Annotated in this window: 13 protein-coding genes; 7 read left to right on the top strand and 6 right to left on the bottom strand. The window is 68.6% G+C overall.

Annotation, left to right across the window (positions count from 1 at the left end; all coding sequences use genetic code 11):
• The 3 genes from rlmKL to SNE34_RS04995 all read left to right on the top strand — a co-directional run bounded on the left by rlmKL (position 1) and on the right by SNE34_RS04995 (position 4,433).
• On the top strand, positions 1-2,142 hold the full coding sequence (gene rlmKL / locus SNE34_RS05005) for a bifunctional 23S rRNA (guanine(2069)-N(7))-methyltransferase RlmK/23S rRNA (guanine(2445)-N(2))-methyltransferase RlmL (RefSeq protein WP_332615258.1): 2,142 nt from the start codon (positions 1-3) through the stop codon (positions 2,140-2,142).
• 112 nt (positions 2,143-2,254) lie between these two features.
• Positions 2,255-3,334, top strand: coding sequence for a sugar-transfer associated ATP-grasp domain-containing protein (locus tag SNE34_RS05000; protein ID WP_332615255.1), 1,080 nt, complete (start codon positions 2,255-2,257; stop codon positions 3,332-3,334).
• Positions 3,335-3,356: 22 nt separating this feature from the next.
• Complete coding sequence (locus tag SNE34_RS04995) at positions 3,357-4,433, top strand: sugar-transfer associated ATP-grasp domain-containing protein (protein WP_332615253.1); 1,077 nt, start codon at positions 3,357-3,359, stop codon at positions 4,431-4,433.
• Positions 4,434-4,497: 64 nt separating this feature from the next.
• On the opposite strand, the gene SNE34_RS04990 is transcribed toward SNE34_RS04995, so the two are convergent.
• From SNE34_RS04990 to SNE34_RS04970, 5 genes are all read right to left on the bottom strand, one after another.
• A complete protein-coding gene (locus SNE34_RS04990; RefSeq protein WP_332615251.1) occupies positions 4,498-4,947 on the bottom strand; it encodes a hypothetical protein in 450 nt (149 codons plus the stop codon).
• A 132-nt stretch (positions 4,948-5,079) separates the two neighbouring features.
• Positions 5,080-5,466, bottom strand: coding sequence for a hypothetical protein (locus SNE34_RS04985; RefSeq protein ID WP_332615249.1), 387 nt, complete (start codon positions 5,464-5,466; stop codon positions 5,080-5,082).
• Positions 5,467-5,543: 77 nt separating this feature from the next.
• Entirely contained in the window at positions 5,544-6,074 is a 531-nt protein-coding gene (locus SNE34_RS04980; protein WP_332615247.1) for a SixA phosphatase family protein, read from the bottom strand.
• Positions 6,075-6,164: 90 nt separating this feature from the next.
• Positions 6,165-9,638 carry a transcription-repair coupling factor gene (mfd, locus tag SNE34_RS04975; RefSeq protein ID WP_332615245.1) on the bottom strand — a complete coding sequence of 1,158 codons (3,474 nt, stop codon included), beginning with the start codon at positions 9,636-9,638 and terminating at the stop codon, positions 6,165-6,167.
• 142 nt (positions 9,639-9,780) lie between these two features.
• Positions 9,781-10,323 (bottom strand): GNAT family N-acetyltransferase, encoded by a 543-nt coding sequence (locus tag SNE34_RS04970; RefSeq protein ID WP_332615242.1) that lies wholly within the window; start codon positions 10,321-10,323, stop codon positions 9,781-9,783.
• Positions 10,324-10,462: 139 nt separating this feature from the next.
• Between SNE34_RS04970 and SNE34_RS04965 the strand changes: the two genes are divergently transcribed.
• Positions 10,463-11,392, top strand: coding sequence for a cation diffusion facilitator family transporter (locus SNE34_RS04965; RefSeq protein ID WP_332615241.1), 930 nt, complete (start codon positions 10,463-10,465; stop codon positions 11,390-11,392).
• Positions 11,393-11,422: 30 nt separating this feature from the next.
• Here SNE34_RS04965 and SNE34_RS04960 read toward each other — a convergent pair whose 3' ends face one another.
• Positions 11,423-12,280, bottom strand: coding sequence for a 23S rRNA (adenine(2030)-N(6))-methyltransferase RlmJ (locus SNE34_RS04960; protein ID WP_332615239.1), 858 nt, complete (start codon positions 12,278-12,280; stop codon positions 11,423-11,425).
• Positions 12,281-12,373: 93 nt separating this feature from the next.
• Between SNE34_RS04960 and creB the strand changes: the two genes are divergently transcribed.
• The 3 genes from creB to creD all read left to right on the top strand — a co-directional run bounded on the left by creB (position 12,374) and on the right by creD (position 15,961).
• On the top strand, positions 12,374-13,048 hold the full coding sequence (creB, locus tag SNE34_RS04955) for a two-component system response regulator CreB (RefSeq protein ID WP_332615238.1): 675 nt from the start codon (positions 12,374-12,376) through the stop codon (positions 13,046-13,048).
• A gap of 25 nt (positions 13,049-13,073) precedes the next feature.
• Positions 13,074-14,504 carry a two-component system sensor histidine kinase CreC gene (creC, locus tag SNE34_RS04950; protein WP_332615236.1) on the top strand — a complete coding sequence of 477 codons (1,431 nt, stop codon included), beginning with the start codon at positions 13,074-13,076 and terminating at the stop codon, positions 14,502-14,504.
• An 83-nt stretch (positions 14,505-14,587) separates the two neighbouring features.
• Positions 14,588-15,961: a cell envelope integrity protein CreD gene (gene creD, locus SNE34_RS04945; protein ID WP_332615234.1), complete on the top strand. Its 1,374-nt coding sequence runs from the start codon at positions 14,588-14,590 to the stop codon at positions 15,959-15,961.
• Positions 15,962-15,978: the final 17 nt, after the last annotated feature.

Raw genomic sequence — 15,978 nt, 5'->3', positions numbered from 1 at the left:
ATGAAATTCTTCGCAAGCTGCGGCAAGGGCCTGGAATACCTGCTGGCCGACGAGTTGCTCGCGCTGGGCTGCGCCCGCGCCACCGCGACCATGGCCGGGGTCAACGTCGAGGGCAGCCTGCTCGACGCCCAGCGCGCGGTGCTGTGGTCGCGGTTGGCCAGCCGGGTGCTGTGGCCGATCGCAGAGTTCGACTGCGCCGACGAGCAGGCGCTGTACGCCGGTGTCGCCGCGCTGCCGTGGCCGGAGCACCTCGACGATGGCGACACCATCGCGGTCGACGCCCATGTCTCCGGCACCGCGCTGACCCACGCGCGTTTCGCCGCCCAGCGGGTCAAAGACGCGGTGGTCGACGTCATGCGCGATGCCACCGGCGCGCGCCCGGACGTCGATGTCGACACCCCGGACCTGCGCATCAACCTGGTCGTGCGCAAGGACCGCGCGATCGTCTCGATCGACCTCGGCGGCGGCCCGATGCATCGCCGCGGCTGGCGCCAGCAACAGGGCGAGGCGCCGCTGAAGGAGAACCTCGCCGCCGCGGTGCTGCTGCGCGGGCGCTGGCCGCAGGTCTACGCCGACGGTGGCGGCCTGCTCGACCCGATGTGCGGCAGCGGCACCTTGTTGATCGAGGGCGCGCTGATCGCCGCCGACGTCGCCCCGGGGCTGTTGCGCCATGGCGGTTTCGTGCCGACGCGCTGGAAAGGTTTCGACGAGGCGCATTGGCAGGCGCTGCTGGACGAGGCTCGCGCCCGCGAGACCGCCGGCCGCGCCGCGCTGCGGCCGGCGTTCTTCGGTCGCGACCTCGACCCGCATGCGATCGGCTCGACCCGCGACAACGAGGTGATGGCAGGCCTGGCCGGGACCATCGACCTAAAGGCGGCCGGCATCGAGGCGCTGCAATCCGACGGATTGCCCGAGCGTGGCCTCGTGGTCAGCAATCCGCCTTACGACATCCGTCTCGCCGCCGACCCGGCGCTGTACCGCGGCCTCGGCGACGCGCTCAAGCGCGCGGTGCCGCAATGGCGGGCGAGCCTGCTGTGCGGCGACGCCGAACTCGCCCACTCGACCGGCCTGCGCGCGCAGAAGAAGTACCAGCTGTTCAACGGCGCGATCGAGTGCACCCTGATCGTCGCCGACCCGGTCGCGCCGCCGCAGCGCGAGCGCAGCGAGCAGCCGCAGGCCCTCGGCGAGGGCGCACAGATGGTCGCCAACCGCCTGCGCAAGAACCTGCGCAAGCTCAAGGCCTGGCGGCGCCAGGAGGGCGTCACCTGCTTCCGCGCCTACGACGCCGACCTGCCCGAGTACTCGGCGGCGATCGACGTCTATGAGACCGACGAGGCCACCCCGCAACGGTTCCTGCACGTCCAGGAATACGCCGCCCCCGACGAGATCCCGGAGGCGACCCAGCGCCGCCGCCTCAACGAATTGCTGGCGGCGGCGCGCGAGGTGTTCGAGGTTCCGCACGAACAGGTCGCCCTCAAGACCCGCGCACGTGGCAAGGGCGGTTCCAAGTACGGCCACTTCGACAAGCGCGGCGAATTCCTCACGGTGCGCGAGGACGACGCCCGCCTGCGGGTCAACCTGTTCGACTACCTCGATACCGGCCTGTTCCTCGATCACCGGCCGATGCGCCTGCGGATTGCCGCCGAGGCCGAGGATGCACGCTTCCTCAACCTGTTCGGCTACACCGGCGCGGCCACCGTGCACGCCGCGGTCGGCCGCGCCCGCGCGACCACCACCGTCGACCTGTCGGCGACCTACCTGCAATGGTGCGCCGACAACCTCGCCGAGAATGGCTTTGCCGGCGCCCGCCACAAGCTGGTGCAGGCCGACGCGGTGTCGTGGCTGGCCGCCGATCGCGGCGAGTACGACCTGATCTTCTGCGACCCGCCGACGTTCTCCAATTCCAAGCGTGCCGACGACTTCGACATGCAGGGCGGCCACGTGGCGCTGCTGCGCGCCGCGGTCGCGCGGCTGGCGACAGACGGCGTGCTGTATTTCTCCAACAACTTCCGCCGCTTCCGGCTCGACGAGGACGCGGTCGCCGGCTTCGCCCGTTGCGAAGAGATCAGCGCCGAGACCATTCCGCCGGACTTCGCCCGCCACGCCCGCATCCACCGCTGCTGGCGGCTGCGGCGTCGCTGAATCAAGACACCGTCGTCCCCCATCCTGCGGTTCACCTGATCTTGGCCTCCCGTCAGGCAGCCTCGCGTTTCCAAGTTGAACTCGTCTTGAACCCGGACTACGGAGCGTCGCGATGAATCTTTCGGCCGATTCGCTAAAGGATGTTGGAATCGAGGTTGCAACCAACGTCGCCAACGAGGTTCGCCATATTCGCTCCAACCAGCGTGCACGGCTGGCGTTGAAAGGTGTGGAGAACCAGCGGGGGCGGACCGACAGCGCCCTCATCGGCCGGTGCAACGAGTACGCCCAGGAGGTTCTCGGGAGCCGCAAGTTCGCGCCCTGGCTGCACGTCTATGCAGCGGTCAGCGGCGAGTTCAGGGAGGGCTGGATCCCGGACAACTACTACGGCGTGATCGTCTACCCGCGCAAGAACCCGGTCGCAGTGAAGTTGTCGGTGCTTAAGACCTTCACCAACAGGATCCTCAATACCGACGCGCTGCCCGACCTCGCCTATGCCATCGACGGGGTGTATTTTTCCAGGGACTTCCGGCCGATCCGCGAGTCGGAACTGGTCGACATCCTTTTCGATCGGCACGACCACACCTACTTCAAGTCCGACTACTCCAACCAGGGGCGCGGCACCGTCATCATGACCCGCGAGGACTTCCTCGCCGAGGGACGATCGATGCTGCCCGACGGCGTGTTCCAGACGCCGATCCGGCAGCATGATTTCTTCGAGGCCATGTGCACGGATGCGACCGCCACCGTGCGAATCACCACCGCCCGGGAGCTGGATGGATCGATCGGGGTGAAGGCGGCCTATCTCAGGGTGGGGCGCCGTAACGACGACATCGTGCGCAGCGCCAACGCAGTCAAGATATCGCTTGATATCGACAGCGGCGCGCTGGACGCATTTGGCTACCTACCCGACTGGCATCGGATCGAGGCCCACCCCGACACCGGTTTCCGGTTTGCCGGTAGTGCGGTCCCCCATTTCAACGAGGCGGCGGCCCTGTGCAAGTCGCTGCATGAGAGCTGCCCGCACATGCCCTGTGTCGGCTGGGACGTCTGCGGCGAGCAGGACGGCAAGGTCAAACTCATGGAATGGAACGCGTTCCACAACGGCATAAAGTTTTCCGAAGCCACCGCCGGCCCGTGCTTCCGTGGGTTGGGATGGGAAGACCTGTGGCGGCGCAAGACACTGATCGTTTGATCCGACCACGCGGAGCGCCACGATGAACCTTTCGGGGGATTCACTGAGGGATGTCGGACTCGATCTGGCAACGGGTTTCGCCGACGAGCTGCGCCATCAGCTCTACAACCAACGCGCGCGCGCGAACCTGGAAAGGGTGGAAAGCCAGCAGGGGGTGACCGACCGCGCCCTTCTCGATCGTTGCAACGAGTACGCGCAGGATGTCCTTGGCAGCCGGAAATTCGCGCCGTGGCTGCGCGTGTACGCCGCGGTCAGCGGAGAGTTCAAGGAAGGCTGGATCCCGGAAAACTACTACCACGTAGTCGTCTACTCCAGGAAGAACCCGGTCGCGGCGAAGGTGGCGACCCTCAAGACATTCACCAACCGGATACTCGACACCGAGGCCTTGCCGGACCTCGCCTACGTCCTTGACGACGTCTACTTCTCGAGAGATTTCGTTCCGATCCGGCAACCGGAGCTGGTCGCCACCCTGTTCGATCGGCATGACCGCGTCTACTTCAAGTCCGATAGTTCCAAGCAGGGCAGGGACGTGGTCATCATGACGAGGGAGGATTTCCCGGGGGAAGGACGATTACGGCTCCCCAATGGCGTCTTCCAGGCTCCGATTCGGCAGCATGACTTCTTCAAGGCGTTGAGCCCGCAGGCGACCGCGACCGTGCGAATCACTACGACGCGGGAGCTGGACGGATCCATCGGCGTGAGGGCGGCCTACCTGAGAGTGGGGCGCAAGAGCGATGACCTCGTGCGCAGCGCCAACGCCATCAAGGTGCCGCTGGACCGGAGTTCCGGAGCTCTGGGGACGTTTGGCTACCTGCCCAAATGGCAGAAGGTCGACGCGCACCCGGACACGGGGTTCCGCTTCTCGGGTAGTTCGGTCCCGCATTTCGGCGATGCGACTGCGCTGTGCAAGTCACTGCATGAGCGTTGCCCGCACATGCCTTGCATCGGGTGGGACGTCTGCAGCGAGCAGGACGGTCAGGTGAAACTCATGGAATGGAACGCTGGCCACAACGACATCAAGTTTTCCGAGGCCACGGCAGGCCCGTGCTTTCGCGGGCTTGATTGGGAATCCCTGTGGAGACGCAAGCCCGTGGCGTGAGCCGCGTCGTCGTCGGCCGATCTGACGCGTCCGACGGCCGGTTTCGGGCCATCGGACATGAGCGTCACTCGCCCGCGGCGACCTGCTGCGGCGGACCGAACCGCAACTGCCGGGTCAGCTCGAACGCCTGGTTCAGCTGCGCGCCCGCAGGCGCCTGCAGCCACAAGTGCGCGACCCGGCCATCGTCGAGCTGGATCAGCGTTTCGCGCGCCTCGATGTCGGGTTTGGTGACCAGTTCGGCGCGGTACCACTGGACCGGCCGGCCATCGATGAGATCGTTCTCCTCGCGGTTGTCCCGCTTGGGCTCGAACGACGCCTCGGCGGCGATGTACAACCCGAGTGCCTCGCTGCCATCGGCCCGCAGCGCGCGGCAGAAGTCGGAACCCCCGTTGGCGCGGTGCTCCCAGGTCAGACCGGTGTCTGCGGGCAGTTGCGGACAGCCCAAGGTTTCCTGCGCTTGCGCCGCGGACGCGGCCAACAACAGGAATGACAGGCTCAAAGCCGTCTTGTTCATTGCATTTCCCCCGTGTGCGGCCGTTCCCATACGGCTACGGATCCGACGATAGTCCAGTTTCGGGGGATTGACAAATCCCGGGGAATCAGAGGCCGTTTTCCTGGTTTGGCGAGTCGTGGTTGATGTCTTTGCTCAATCGGTCGGATCGATCCTCACCGTCGCCGCGGGAGCCTCGCCGAACTCCAGCGACAGCAAGCGAAGCTTCCATTCGCCGACCGTCGCAGCCGGCGACTCGGGAATGTTGACGCCGACGGCGACCGGCGTGCCGCCGGCGGGGGTGAACTCGAAGGCGACGTCCGCATCGCCGGCGCGAATGCACTGCACCCCGGGCGGGCAGCGCGAGTCGGTCGTGACCCCCACATAGCGCAGCGCCGCGTCACCGGGCAGGGTGACCCGTTCGCCGACCTGCAAGGTCATTGGCTGGCCCGGCGTGGCGGCGCGCACGTCGCCGCTGGCACAACCGGGCAGGGTACCGGCGGCGCAGGAGACCAGGCAGGCGAGGGCAAGGGATCGGGTCATGGCGGTTCCATCCGTACGGGCGACGCGAGGCGCGACCGGGCGAGCCTAGCGCCGCCGGCGTGAACGGCCGATGCGGGTCAGGGCGACGGCTGCGACGCGGTCAGCAGGGTGATGTCGCCGTCGCCATCGATGTGGACGGTCATCCGGCGGTCGTACTCGGCCTCGGTCATCGGTTCGACCTCGCAACCGCACAGCGCCGCGGCGATGGCAGGCGCGGTGTTGCTGTGGCCGACCACCAGCACGGTGCCGGCCGGATGCGCCTTTCGAAGCTGCGCGGCGAATGCATCGGCCGACTGGCCGCCGTCGTAGAGCGTCACCGGAAGGTCGTGGGACTGCGCGGCCGGTTCGGCGGTCTGGCGGGTGCGACGGGTATCGGTGGAGTACACCGCGACCACGTCGGAGTCGGCCAGCCATTCGGCGATCGCCCGCGCGCGGGCCTGGCCGGCGGCGGTCAGCGCCGGGTCGTCGGAGCCGTCGGGCACCTTCTCGGCGTGGCGCACGATCACGAAGTCGCTCGAATCGTCGACGCCCGGCCAACTGGCGCAGGCGGCAAGCAGGGCCAGCGAGGCGACGGTGGTGGCACGCAGCAGCGGGCGGATCGACGGCATGGACAACTCCGGTGGATGCGACCTGCACGATAGTGCGCCGCCGTCAGTGGACTTTGCCAGACGCGGCGCAGCAAAGCCGGCCGAACCGGCTCAGCCTGGCGCGAGCGCGATCATCAATCCGCGCGCGGCCGCCAACCGTGCGGGTGCATCGGGAAGGTCGAGCTTCAGGCGCAGCTTGTTCGGCCCGTCCATCTGGTAGAGCTTGGGCTGGCCCTGGATCAGCTTGATGATCGCCATCGGGTCGACGTTGGGCTTGTCGACGAACTGCACGCGACCGCCCTTCTCGCCGAGATCGAGCTTGCTGATGCCCAGCGCGGTGGCCTGCAGTTTCAGTTCGGCGTCCGCGAACAAGTGCTTGGCTGGATCGGGCAGCAGGCCGAAGCGGTCGATCATCTCGACCTGCAACTCGCGCAATCCATCGGCGTCGCGCGCGCCGGAGATGCGCTTGTAAAGCGTCAGGCGGGTGTGGACGTCGGGCAGGTAATCCTCGGGAATCAGGGCCGGCACGTGCAGCTCGACCTCGGCGCCGCGGACGCTCTGGCCGTCGACGTCGGGCAGCTCGCCACGCTTGATCGAGCGCACCGCGCGCTCCAGCAACTCGGTGTAGAGGCTGAAGCCGACCTCGGCCATCTGCCCGCTCTGGTCCTCGCCGAGTAGTTCGCCGGCGCCGCGGATCTCTAGGTCGTGGGTGGCCAGGGTGAAACCGGCGCCGAGCTCGTCCATCGCCGCGATCGCGTCCAGTCGCTTCTTGGCATCGCTGGTGATCGAGCGGTGGTCGGGCACCACCAGGTAGGCGTAGGCACGGTGATGGCTGCGGCCGACCCGACCGCGCAACTGGTGCAGCTGCGCCAAGCCGAACTTGTCGGCGCGGTTCATGATGATGGTGTTGGCGTTGGGGATGTCGATGCCCGACTCGATGATCGTCGTGCACAGCAGCACGTTGAAGCGCTGCTTGTGGAAGTCGAGCATCACCCGCTCCAGCTCGCGCTCGGGCATCTGGCCATGGGCAATCCCGATGCGCGCCTCCGGCACCAGTTCCTGCAACTCGCGCTGCATCCGGCCGATGCTTTCGACGTCGTTGTGCAGGAAATAGACCTGGCCGCCGCGCGAGATCTCGCGCTGGAACGCCTCGCGTAGCTGGCTGTCGTCCCACGGCACGACGAAGGTCTGCACCGCCATCCGGTGCGCCGGCGGGGTGGCGATGATCGACAGGTCGCGCAGCCCGGCCATCGCCATGTTGAGCGTGCGCGGGATCGGGGTGGCGGTCAGGGTCAGCAGGTGGACGTTGGCGCGCAGCGCCTTGAGCGCCTCCTTCTGGCGCACGCCGAAACGCTGTTCCTCGTCGACGATCACCAGCCCGAGGTCCTTGAAGCGCACGTCCTTCTGCAGCAGCCGATGGGTGCCGACGATGACGTCGATCTCGCCGCTGGCGGCCTTCTCCAGTTCGGCCTTGATCTCCTTGGCGGTCTTGAAGCGCGACAGCACTTCGACCTTGAGCGGCCAGTCGGCGAAGCGGTCGCGGAAGTTGCGGTAGTGCTGCTCGGCCAGCAACGTGGTCGGCACCAGCACCGCGACCTGCTTGCCGGCCGCGGCGGCGGCGAACGCGGCGCGCACCGCGACCTCGGTCTTGCCGAAGCCGACGTCGCCGCAGACCACCCGATCCATCGGCTGGCTGGATTGCAGGTCGCGGATGACCGCCTCGATCGCGGCCAGCTGGTCGGGGGTTTCCTCGAACGGGAAGCCCGCGGCGAACGGCTCGTACATCGCCCGGTCGAGGTCGATCGCCAGGCCGGCGCGGGCCTGGCGCTTGGCCTGGATCTCCAGCAGCTCGGCGGCGACGTCGCGGACCTTCTCCTGCGCCTTGCGCTTGGCCTTGCTCCACTGCTCGCCGCCGAGCGAGTGCAGCGGCGCGGTCTCGACCGAGGCGCCGGAGTAACGGTTGATCAGGTGCAGTTGCGCGACCGGCACGTACAGGCGGTCGCCCTTGGCGTACTCGATCTCGACGTATTCGTTCTTCTCGCCGCCGGCCTCGAGCGTGATCAGTCCGCGGTAGCGGCCGACGCCGTGGTCTTCGTGCACGATCGGCGCGCCCTCGGACAATTCGCCGAGGTCGCGGATGATCGACTCGGGCTCGCGGCCGACGCGCTTGCGTCGGCGCGGCTGGCTGGCGCGCTCGGGGAACAGCTGGCGTTCGGTGAGGGTGGTCAGTTGCGGCTGATCGAGGGCGAAGCCGTCGTCGAGCGGCGCGACCGCGATCGCGAACCGCGACGAGCCCGCGGCGAACGCGGGCCAGTCGGACAGAACCTCGGGCGCCAGGGCGGCCGCCTGCAGGATCTCCAGCAGCGCCTCGCGTCGGCCTGGCGAATCCGCCGCCACCAGCACCCGGCCGGGATAGCTGCCGAGGAACGCCTTCAGCGCCTCGGCCGGGACGTGGTCGCGCGCGGTAATGGGCAGGTCTGGCGCCGGCTGAGTGGCCAGCACATGGGCGCGCTCGCGCTGCGGATGGCCTTCCCCGCAGACCTCGATCCGGTCGCCGCGGTTGAGCTGCTCGCGCAGCGCGTCGGGCGACAGGTACAGCGCGTCCGGTGGTAGCAGCGGGCGTTCGAGGTCGTGGCGGCGCTGCTCATAGCGATCGCCGGTGTGGGTCCAGAACTGCTCGGCCGCCTCCAGTGCGCCTTCGCCGAGCAGGGGCAATGTCGTGTCGGCGAGGTAGTCGAACAGGGTCGCGGTCTGCTCGAAGAACAGCGGCAGGTAGTACTCGATGCCCGACGGCGCGGTGCCGGCCTTGAGGTCCTGGTACAGCGCGCTGCGGCGGGTGTCGAGGTCGAAGCGGTCGCGCAGCGCGTCGAGCGCGCGTTTCAGCGAGGCCTCGTCCAGCGGCAGCTCGCGGCCCGGCAGCAGGTGCACCGCATCGATCTTGTCGAACGAGCGCTGGGTCTCCGGGTCGAAGCCGCGGATGGTGTCGATCTCGTCGTCGAGCAGTTCGACCCGGAACGGCTGGTCGGCGCCCATCGGGTAGACGTCGAGCAGGCCGCCGCGCACCGCGAAGTCGCCGGGGTCGAGCACCTGCGGGACGTTGCGGTAGCCGGCCGACTCCAGCCTTCTTTTCTCGGCATCGAGATCAAGCCGCTGGCCGACCTGCACGTCGAAGCTGCCGCCGACCACATGCCTCAGCGGTGCCAGGCGTTGCAGCAGGGTCTGCACCGGCACCACCACGATGCCGCGCTTGAGCGTCGGCAACCGGTGCAACGCCGACAGGCGCTGGCTGACGATGTCCGGATGCGGGCTGAAGTGGTCGTAGGGCAGGGTCTCCCAGTCCGGAAACGGCAGCACCGGCGTGGTACCCGTGGCTGCGCCGGCCTCGCCGAGCAGGGTACGCAGGTCGGCTTCGAGCTGGTGCGCGGCGTGGTTGTCGCGCGCGATTGCCAGCAGCGGGCCGTCATGGCTGGCGGCGGCGCGGGCGACATGGAAGGCGAGGGCCGAGGGCGAGGCCGGTGCGCGCCACCAGGCGCGCTGCTGGCCCGCTTGCGGCAGCGGCGGAGAGGGGAATGTGGGGGAAGGCATCAGCCGGCGATTTTAGCCGATGCGGGGGCGGCAGGCCCGTTGCGGTTTGTCCGGCGAGTCGCCCTGCTCTTGTAGGAGCGGCTTCAGCCGCGATCTGGAATCGGCACGGGCGAACGGTTCCCGATCGCGGCTGAAGCCGCTCCTACAGGGGCTTCCGGAGCTGGAGGACGACCCGGACCAGGCCGTCCTGCTGCGACTCGCGCTCGAACCCCAGCGATTGGGCCAGCGACAGCATTGGCTGGTTGTGCTCGAACACGTCGCCATAGACCCGTTCGAGCTTCTTGCTGCGGGCCCACTTGACCAGCCGGGTCATCAGGTAGCGTCCCAGCCCCATGCCGTTGATGTAGCGGCTGATCAGGATCGCGAACTCGCCGGCGCGACCGTCGGGGTCGACCACGATCCGGGCCACCGCGCCGACCAGCGCCTCGCCGGGCGGCAGCGGTTCGGCCGCGACCAGGGCGAACTCGGTCTTGGGGTTGATCCTGCTGAAGCGCTCGGCCATCTCCGGGCTCAGCTCCTGCATCGAATGCAGGAAGCGCTGGCGGACTTCCTCCGGCTGCAGCAGGCCGAAGCCGGCACGCAGCGGTTCGGCGTCCTCGGGCCGGATCGGGCGGATCAACACTTCGCGGCCATTGGGCAGCGTTTGGCGTTCGTGCCAGGGCGGGAGTCGTTCGCGCGCGGTCATGGCGGCGATAGTGGCACACCGGATGTAAACGACTTCTTCATTCGGCAGTCACGCCAATTCGGGCGCCGATGCCGCCAGACACGGCGGTCGCATGGGCCGGTGCTAGACTCGCGCGGCTCACAACAACAGGGATCAGCACATGGCCGGTGGCGGTGATTCGACCCGCGCGATCTTCTTCGCGCTCGGTGCCAACTTTTCGCTCGCGGTTGCCAAGGGCGTGGCCGCGTTCTTCACCGGCTCCAGCGCGATGCTGGCCGAGACCGTGCACTCGTTCGCCGACTGCGGCAACCAGGGCCTGCTGCTGCTCGGGATGAAGCAGTCCAAGCGCCCGGCCACGCCGGAGTACCCGCTGGGCTACGGCAAGGCGATCTATTTCTGGTCGTTCCTGGTCGCGTTGATGCTGTTCACCGTCGGCGGCATGTTTTCGCTCTACGAAGGCATCCACAAACTGCAGGCGCCCGAAGCCGTCGATACCGGCAAGCTGTGGTGGGCGGTCGGCGTGCTGGTGTTCGGCATCGTGGTCGAGTCGATCTCGATGCGCGCCTGCGTGCAGGAGGTCAACAAGGCCCGTGGCGACCGCGGCATGTGGCAGTGGTTCCGCGAAAGCCGCCAGGCCGAACTGGTGGTGATCTTCGGCGAGGACCTGGCGGCGCTGCTGGGCCTGGTGTTCGCGCTGGTCGCGGTGGCGGCGACGATGGTCACCGGCAACCCGATGTGGGATGCGATCGGCACCATCGGCATCGGCGCGTTGCTGATCATCGTCGCGGTGTTCGTGGCGATCGAGGTCAAGGCGCTGTTGATCGGCCAGAGCGTCGACCCCGAGCGCCAGCAGCAGATCCACCAGTTCCTCGACGGCCGTCCCGAGGTCGCCGAGACCATCAGCGTGCTGACCCTGCAACTGGGCAACGACGTGATGGTGTCGGTGCAGGCGCGGATGCGCGAGCGTGAGCGCGCGTTGGTGTTGATCGAGGAGATCAATACGGTCGAGATCGCGCTGAAGCAGGCGTTCCCGGAAGTGCGCTGGAGCTTCTTCGAGCCCGAATCGCGCGGCGGCGCGGGCGCGCCCTGACGGTCGTGCCCGGTCCTGTGGCGGGCGTCCTCAGGCCGCCTGCTTCAACCACTCCAGCCGCGACGACGCGCCGGTCTCGCCGAGCGCGGTCTGCAACCGCGGCAACACCGACTGCAGGCTCTGATCGAGCTGCCACGGCGGGTTGAACAGCAACATGCCGCTGCCGTTCATGCGCAGCGGCGAGTCGTCGGGGTGGATCATCAGCTCGACCAGCAGCGACGACTTGGCCGGAACGGTGGCCGCGCGGCGCAGGAACGGCTGCAGCGCCCGCCGGCGCTTGATCGGATACCAGACCGCATAGGTCGCCTGCGGCCAGCGCGTCAGCGCCTCGCGCACCGCGCCGATGATGTGGTCGAATTCTTCGAGCTGGGCCTCGTACGGCGGGTCGATCAGCACCAGTCCGCGGTTCAACCGGACCTGGCCGAACTTCGGCGGCAGCAGCGCCTTCATCGCCGCGTAGCCGTCGCGCGCGTGGATCGCGACCCGCGGGTCGCGGTCGAAGTTGGCCTTGAGTTGGGCGGCTTCCTCCGGCAGCAGTTCGCAGGCGGCGATGCGGTCGTCCTCGCGCAGCGCGTGCGCCAGCAGCCACGGCGATCCGGGGTAACTGGCGTGGCCGTGCTCGGCGCGGCAGGCGCGGACGGCGGCGAGGTAACGGTTGATGGCCGGATGCTTGGGCGCCTCCGCCAGCAGCCGGCCGATGCCGCCCTCGGCCTCGCCGGTGCGCTGCGCGGAGTTGCCATCGAGCGCGTACAGGCCGCGCCCGGCGTGGGTGTCCAGCGCGAACAGCGGTGCCGGCTTGGCGGTCAGGGCGTCGCAGACGGCCAGCAGCACGACGTGCTTGAGGACGTCGGCATGGTTGCCGGCATGGAAGGCGTGGCGATAGTTCATCGCACTAGCTTAGCCCGGCGCGGCCCGCGGTAGCCCGGCGCGGCCGCGACCGGCTGGCTTATCCTGTCGCGACTTCCTCGCGCCCCGGCCGCCATGCCCCGCATCCTCCTGGTCGAAGACGAACCGGCGATTGCCGACACCGTGCAGTACGCACTGCGCGCCGAGGGCTTCGACCCGGTGCATTGCCTGACCGGCGGCGAGGCGCTGCGGCGGGCGGCGTCGGAAGACTTCGCGCTGGCGGTGCTCGATGTCGGCCTGCCCGACATCGGCGGCTTCGCGCTGTGCCGGGAGCTGCGCCGCGGACGCGAGCTGCCGGTGATCTTCCTGACCGCGCAGGGCGCCGAGGCCGACCGCATCCTCGGCCTGGAGATCGGCGCCGACGATTACGTGACCAAACCGTTCTCGCCACGCGAGCTGGTCGCGCGGGTGCGGGTGGTGCTGCGGCGGGTGCAGGCGGCGCCCGTCAGCGCGCCGGTTGCCGACGGCTTCGAGCACGATCCCGAAGGCAAGCGCGTCCGCTTCCGCGGCCAGCTGCTCGAACTGACCCGCTACGAATACGGCCTGCTGGCGGCGCTGCTGCAACGGCCCGGCGCAGTGCTGTCGCGGTCGCAACTGATGGACCGGGTGTGGGGCGACGCGCTCGACAGCGGTGACCGCACCGTCGATACCCACATCAAGACCCTGCGGGCCAAGCTGCGCGAGGTCGAGCCCGACGCCGACCCGGTCCGCACCCATCGCGGGTTGGGGTATTCACTGGACGTGCCGTGAGGACGCCCGGCTTGAGGACAGACTGTTGAAAATCGGCCTGCGGATATTCCTCGGCTACTTCCTCATCGTCGCGCTGGCGGCGTTGTTGCTGGCCCAGGTGTTCGTCGCCCAGGTCAAGCCGGGCGTGCGCCAGGCGATGGAAGACACGCTGGTCGACACCGCCAACGTACTGGCCGAGTTGGCGACCGACGACCTCGTTGCCGGCCGGATCGCGACGGGCGCATTCGCCCGGCGCGTGCGTGAGGTCGCCGGGCGGGACTTCGGCGCCGAGATCTGGGGTTTCGACAAGCGCGGCGCCAGCTATCGGGTGTACGTCACCGATGCACGTGGCATTGTCGTGTTCGACAGCAGCGGGCAGGCACTCGGCGCCGACTATTCGCGCTGGAACGACGTCTACCTGACCCTGCGCGGTCGCTACGGCGCGCGCTCGACCCGGTCCGATCCCGATGATCCCGATTCCACCGTCATGCACGTCGCCGCGCCGATCCGCGGCGCCGACGGCGCAATCATCGGGGTGCTGACCGTGGCCAAGCCCAACCGCGCGCTGCAACCCTTCATCGAGCGCAGCCAGGCGGTGGTGATGCGTTGGGGCGCGGTGTTGCTGGGGGTGGCGTTGCTGGTCGGACTGGTCGCGGCGTGGTGGCTGTCGCGCCAGCTCGGTGGCCTGCGCCGCTATGCGCACGCGGTGACCGCCGGCGAGCGCGCCAGCCTGCCGGCGTCGGCCGGCGAGTTCGCCGAACTCGGGCAGGCGCTGGAAACCATGCGCGCCCGGCTGGAAGGCAAGCAGTACGTCGAGCAGTACGTGCACAGCCTGACCCACGAGATGAAGAGCCCGCTGGCGGCGATCCGCAGCAGTGCCGAATTGCTGGAAACGCCGTTGCCCGACGCCGATCGCGTGCGTTTCGCCGGCAGCATCCGGGTCCAGAGCGAACGGCTGGCGCAGATGATCGACAAGTTGCTGGCCCTCGCCGCGGTGGAGCACCGGCAGCGGATCGAGCAGCCGGCGCCGGTCGACCTCGCGGCACTCGCGACCGAAGTCGCGGAGCTGTGCACGGCGGGCCTCGCCGCTGCGGGGGTCGAACTGGAACTGCGGCTGGACGCGATCGGCCCCGTCCGCGGCGATGCGTTCCTGCTGCGGCAGGCACTGGAAAATCTGGTCGGCAACGCGATCGACTTCGCCCCGGCCGCGAGCGTGGTCGAAGTGACCCTGCACCGGTCCGGTAACGAGGCGGTACTGGAAGTTACCGACCGCGGCCCGGGCATTCCCGACTACGCGCTGGGGCGGGTGTTCGAGCGCTTCTACTCGCTGTCTCGCCCCGATGGTGGCAGTCGCAGCAGCGGCCTCGGCCTCTGCTTCGTCGCCGAGGTCGCAGCCCTGCACGGCGGTCGCGTCAACCTGGAGAACCGCGACGGCGGCGGCGCGGTGGCTCGGCTGGTGGTGCCACTCGCGTCGTAGTTCACCCCCGCTTCACCGTCGCCCCATCGTCCGCGCACCGTCGCCGCCGATCCTGCCGGCAATTGCCATGACAGGAGTGCGAGATGCGACTTTGGATGAGGATAGCGATGGTGCTGGGGCTGACCTTGGCGATCCTTGTGCCGCTGACGATGGTTCGCGGGGTGGTGCAGGAGCGGCAGGACTACCGGCGCCAGGTGGTGGCTGACATCGCCCGCAGCTACGCCGGACCGCAGACCTTCGCCGGCCCGGTGCTGGTGGTGCCGTACCAGGAGGTGGTCGAAGTCGAGGAGGCCGACCGTGCCGGCATCGTCCGCACCACGCGCAAGACGGTGTCGCGGCAATGGACGTTCTTCCCCAAGACGCTGGCGGTCGAGGGCGGACTCAAGCCCGGCATCCGCCGTCGCAACCTGCACGAGGTCCGGGTGTACGAGTGGCACGGCAGCGCCAAGGCCGCGTTCGAGGTCGCGATCCCGGCCGACCCCGGTACCGAGCGCGGTCGTCGCATCGGCCAGCCGTATCTGAGTTACGCGATTTCCGACGTGCGCGGCTTGCGAGGTCCGACGCTACAGGTGGGCCAGCGCACGCTCGAGGTCGAACAGGGCCGTGCACCCGGCCATGTCGGCGGCGAAGGCCTGCACGCGCTGCTGCCGCCGCTGCCGCCGCTGCCGCCCGGCCAGTTGCACCGCGTGCAGACCGAACTGCGGCTGGTGCTGGCCGGCACCGAGCGGTTCTCGCTGGTGCCGCTGGGCGACCAGAACCGTTTCTCGCTCACGTCGAGTTGGCCGCATCCGAGCTTCGACGGCAGCTCGCCGCGCACCCGGATGATCGACGCCGACGGCTTCCAGGCCGGCTGGGAGATCCCCGGCGTCGCCAGCAACGCCCAGCAACGCTGGCAGTCGGCCAAGGGCGACTTGGCCGAGGATGCCGCCACCGCGATCGACCGGGTCAGCGTGTCGTTGATCGACCCGGTCGACGTCTACTCCAAGACCGATCGCGCAACCAAGTACGGATTGCTGTTCGTGCTGCTGACCTTCATTGGGTTTTTCATCTTCGAGCTGACCAAGTCACTGCCGATCCACCCGATCCAGTACGGCCTGGTCGGGCTGGCGCTGGCGATGTTCTTCCTGCTGTTGTTGAGCCTCAGCGAGCACTTCCCGTTCGGCTGGTCGTACCTCGGCGCGGGCATCGCCTGCATCGGCTTGATCACCTTCTACCTCAGCGCGGTGTTGCGAAGCGTCATGCGCGCGCTGGGTTTCGCGGCGATGCTGTCGACCCTGTATGCCGCGTTGTACGGGCTGCTGGTGTCGGAGGACAACGCGCTGGTGCTGGGTGCCGGCCTGCTGTTCGTGGTGCTGGCGGCGCTGATGGTGGTGACCCGCAAGGTCGACTGGTATCAGTTGGGCAGCCGCCCGAACCCGTCGCCGGCGCGGCGCGAGCCGATCTTGTCGGAGCCTTGATGGAAGAGGGAGCGCGG

It is taken from the genome of Novilysobacter erysipheiresistens (genome assembly GCF_036663935.1).
Lineage (GTDB): Bacteria > Pseudomonadota > Gammaproteobacteria > Xanthomonadales > Xanthomonadaceae > Novilysobacter > Novilysobacter erysipheiresistens.
Note: the sequence above shows the minus strand (reverse complement) of the source record. Positions and strands in the feature narration are given on the sequence as shown.

Excerpts from the sequence above, each read along its gene's own strand:
- rlmKL (WP_332615258.1), top strand. The coding sequence starts at position 1 with ATGAAATTCTTCGCAAGCTGCGGCAAGGGCCTGGAATACCTGCTGGCC.
- SNE34_RS05000 (WP_332615255.1), top strand. The coding sequence starts at position 2,255 with ATGAATCTTTCGGCCGATTCGCTAAAGGATGTTGGAATCGAGGTTGCA.
- SNE34_RS04995 (WP_332615253.1), top strand. The coding sequence starts at position 3,357 with ATGAACCTTTCGGGGGATTCACTGAGGGATGTCGGACTCGATCTGGCA.
- SNE34_RS04990 (WP_332615251.1), bottom strand. The coding sequence starts at position 4,947 with ATGAACAAGACGGCTTTGAGCCTGTCATTCCTGTTGTTGGCCGCGTCC.
- SNE34_RS04985 (WP_332615249.1), bottom strand. The coding sequence starts at position 5,466 with ATGACCCGATCCCTTGCCCTCGCCTGCCTGGTCTCCTGCGCCGCCGGT.
- SNE34_RS04980 (WP_332615247.1), bottom strand. The coding sequence starts at position 6,074 with ATGCCGTCGATCCGCCCGCTGCTGCGTGCCACCACCGTCGCCTCGCTG.
- mfd (WP_332615245.1), bottom strand. The coding sequence starts at position 9,638 with ATGCCTTCCCCCACATTCCCCTCTCCGCCGCTGCCGCAAGCGGGCCAG.
- SNE34_RS04970 (WP_332615242.1), bottom strand. The coding sequence starts at position 10,323 with ATGACCGCGCGCGAACGACTCCCGCCCTGGCACGAACGCCAAACGCTG.
- SNE34_RS04965 (WP_332615241.1), top strand. The coding sequence starts at position 10,463 with ATGGCCGGTGGCGGTGATTCGACCCGCGCGATCTTCTTCGCGCTCGGT.
- SNE34_RS04960 (WP_332615239.1), bottom strand. The coding sequence starts at position 12,280 with ATGAACTATCGCCACGCCTTCCATGCCGGCAACCATGCCGACGTCCTC.
- creB (WP_332615238.1), top strand. The coding sequence starts at position 12,374 with ATGCCCCGCATCCTCCTGGTCGAAGACGAACCGGCGATTGCCGACACC.
- creD (WP_332615234.1), top strand. The coding sequence starts at position 14,588 with ATGCGACTTTGGATGAGGATAGCGATGGTGCTGGGGCTGACCTTGGCG.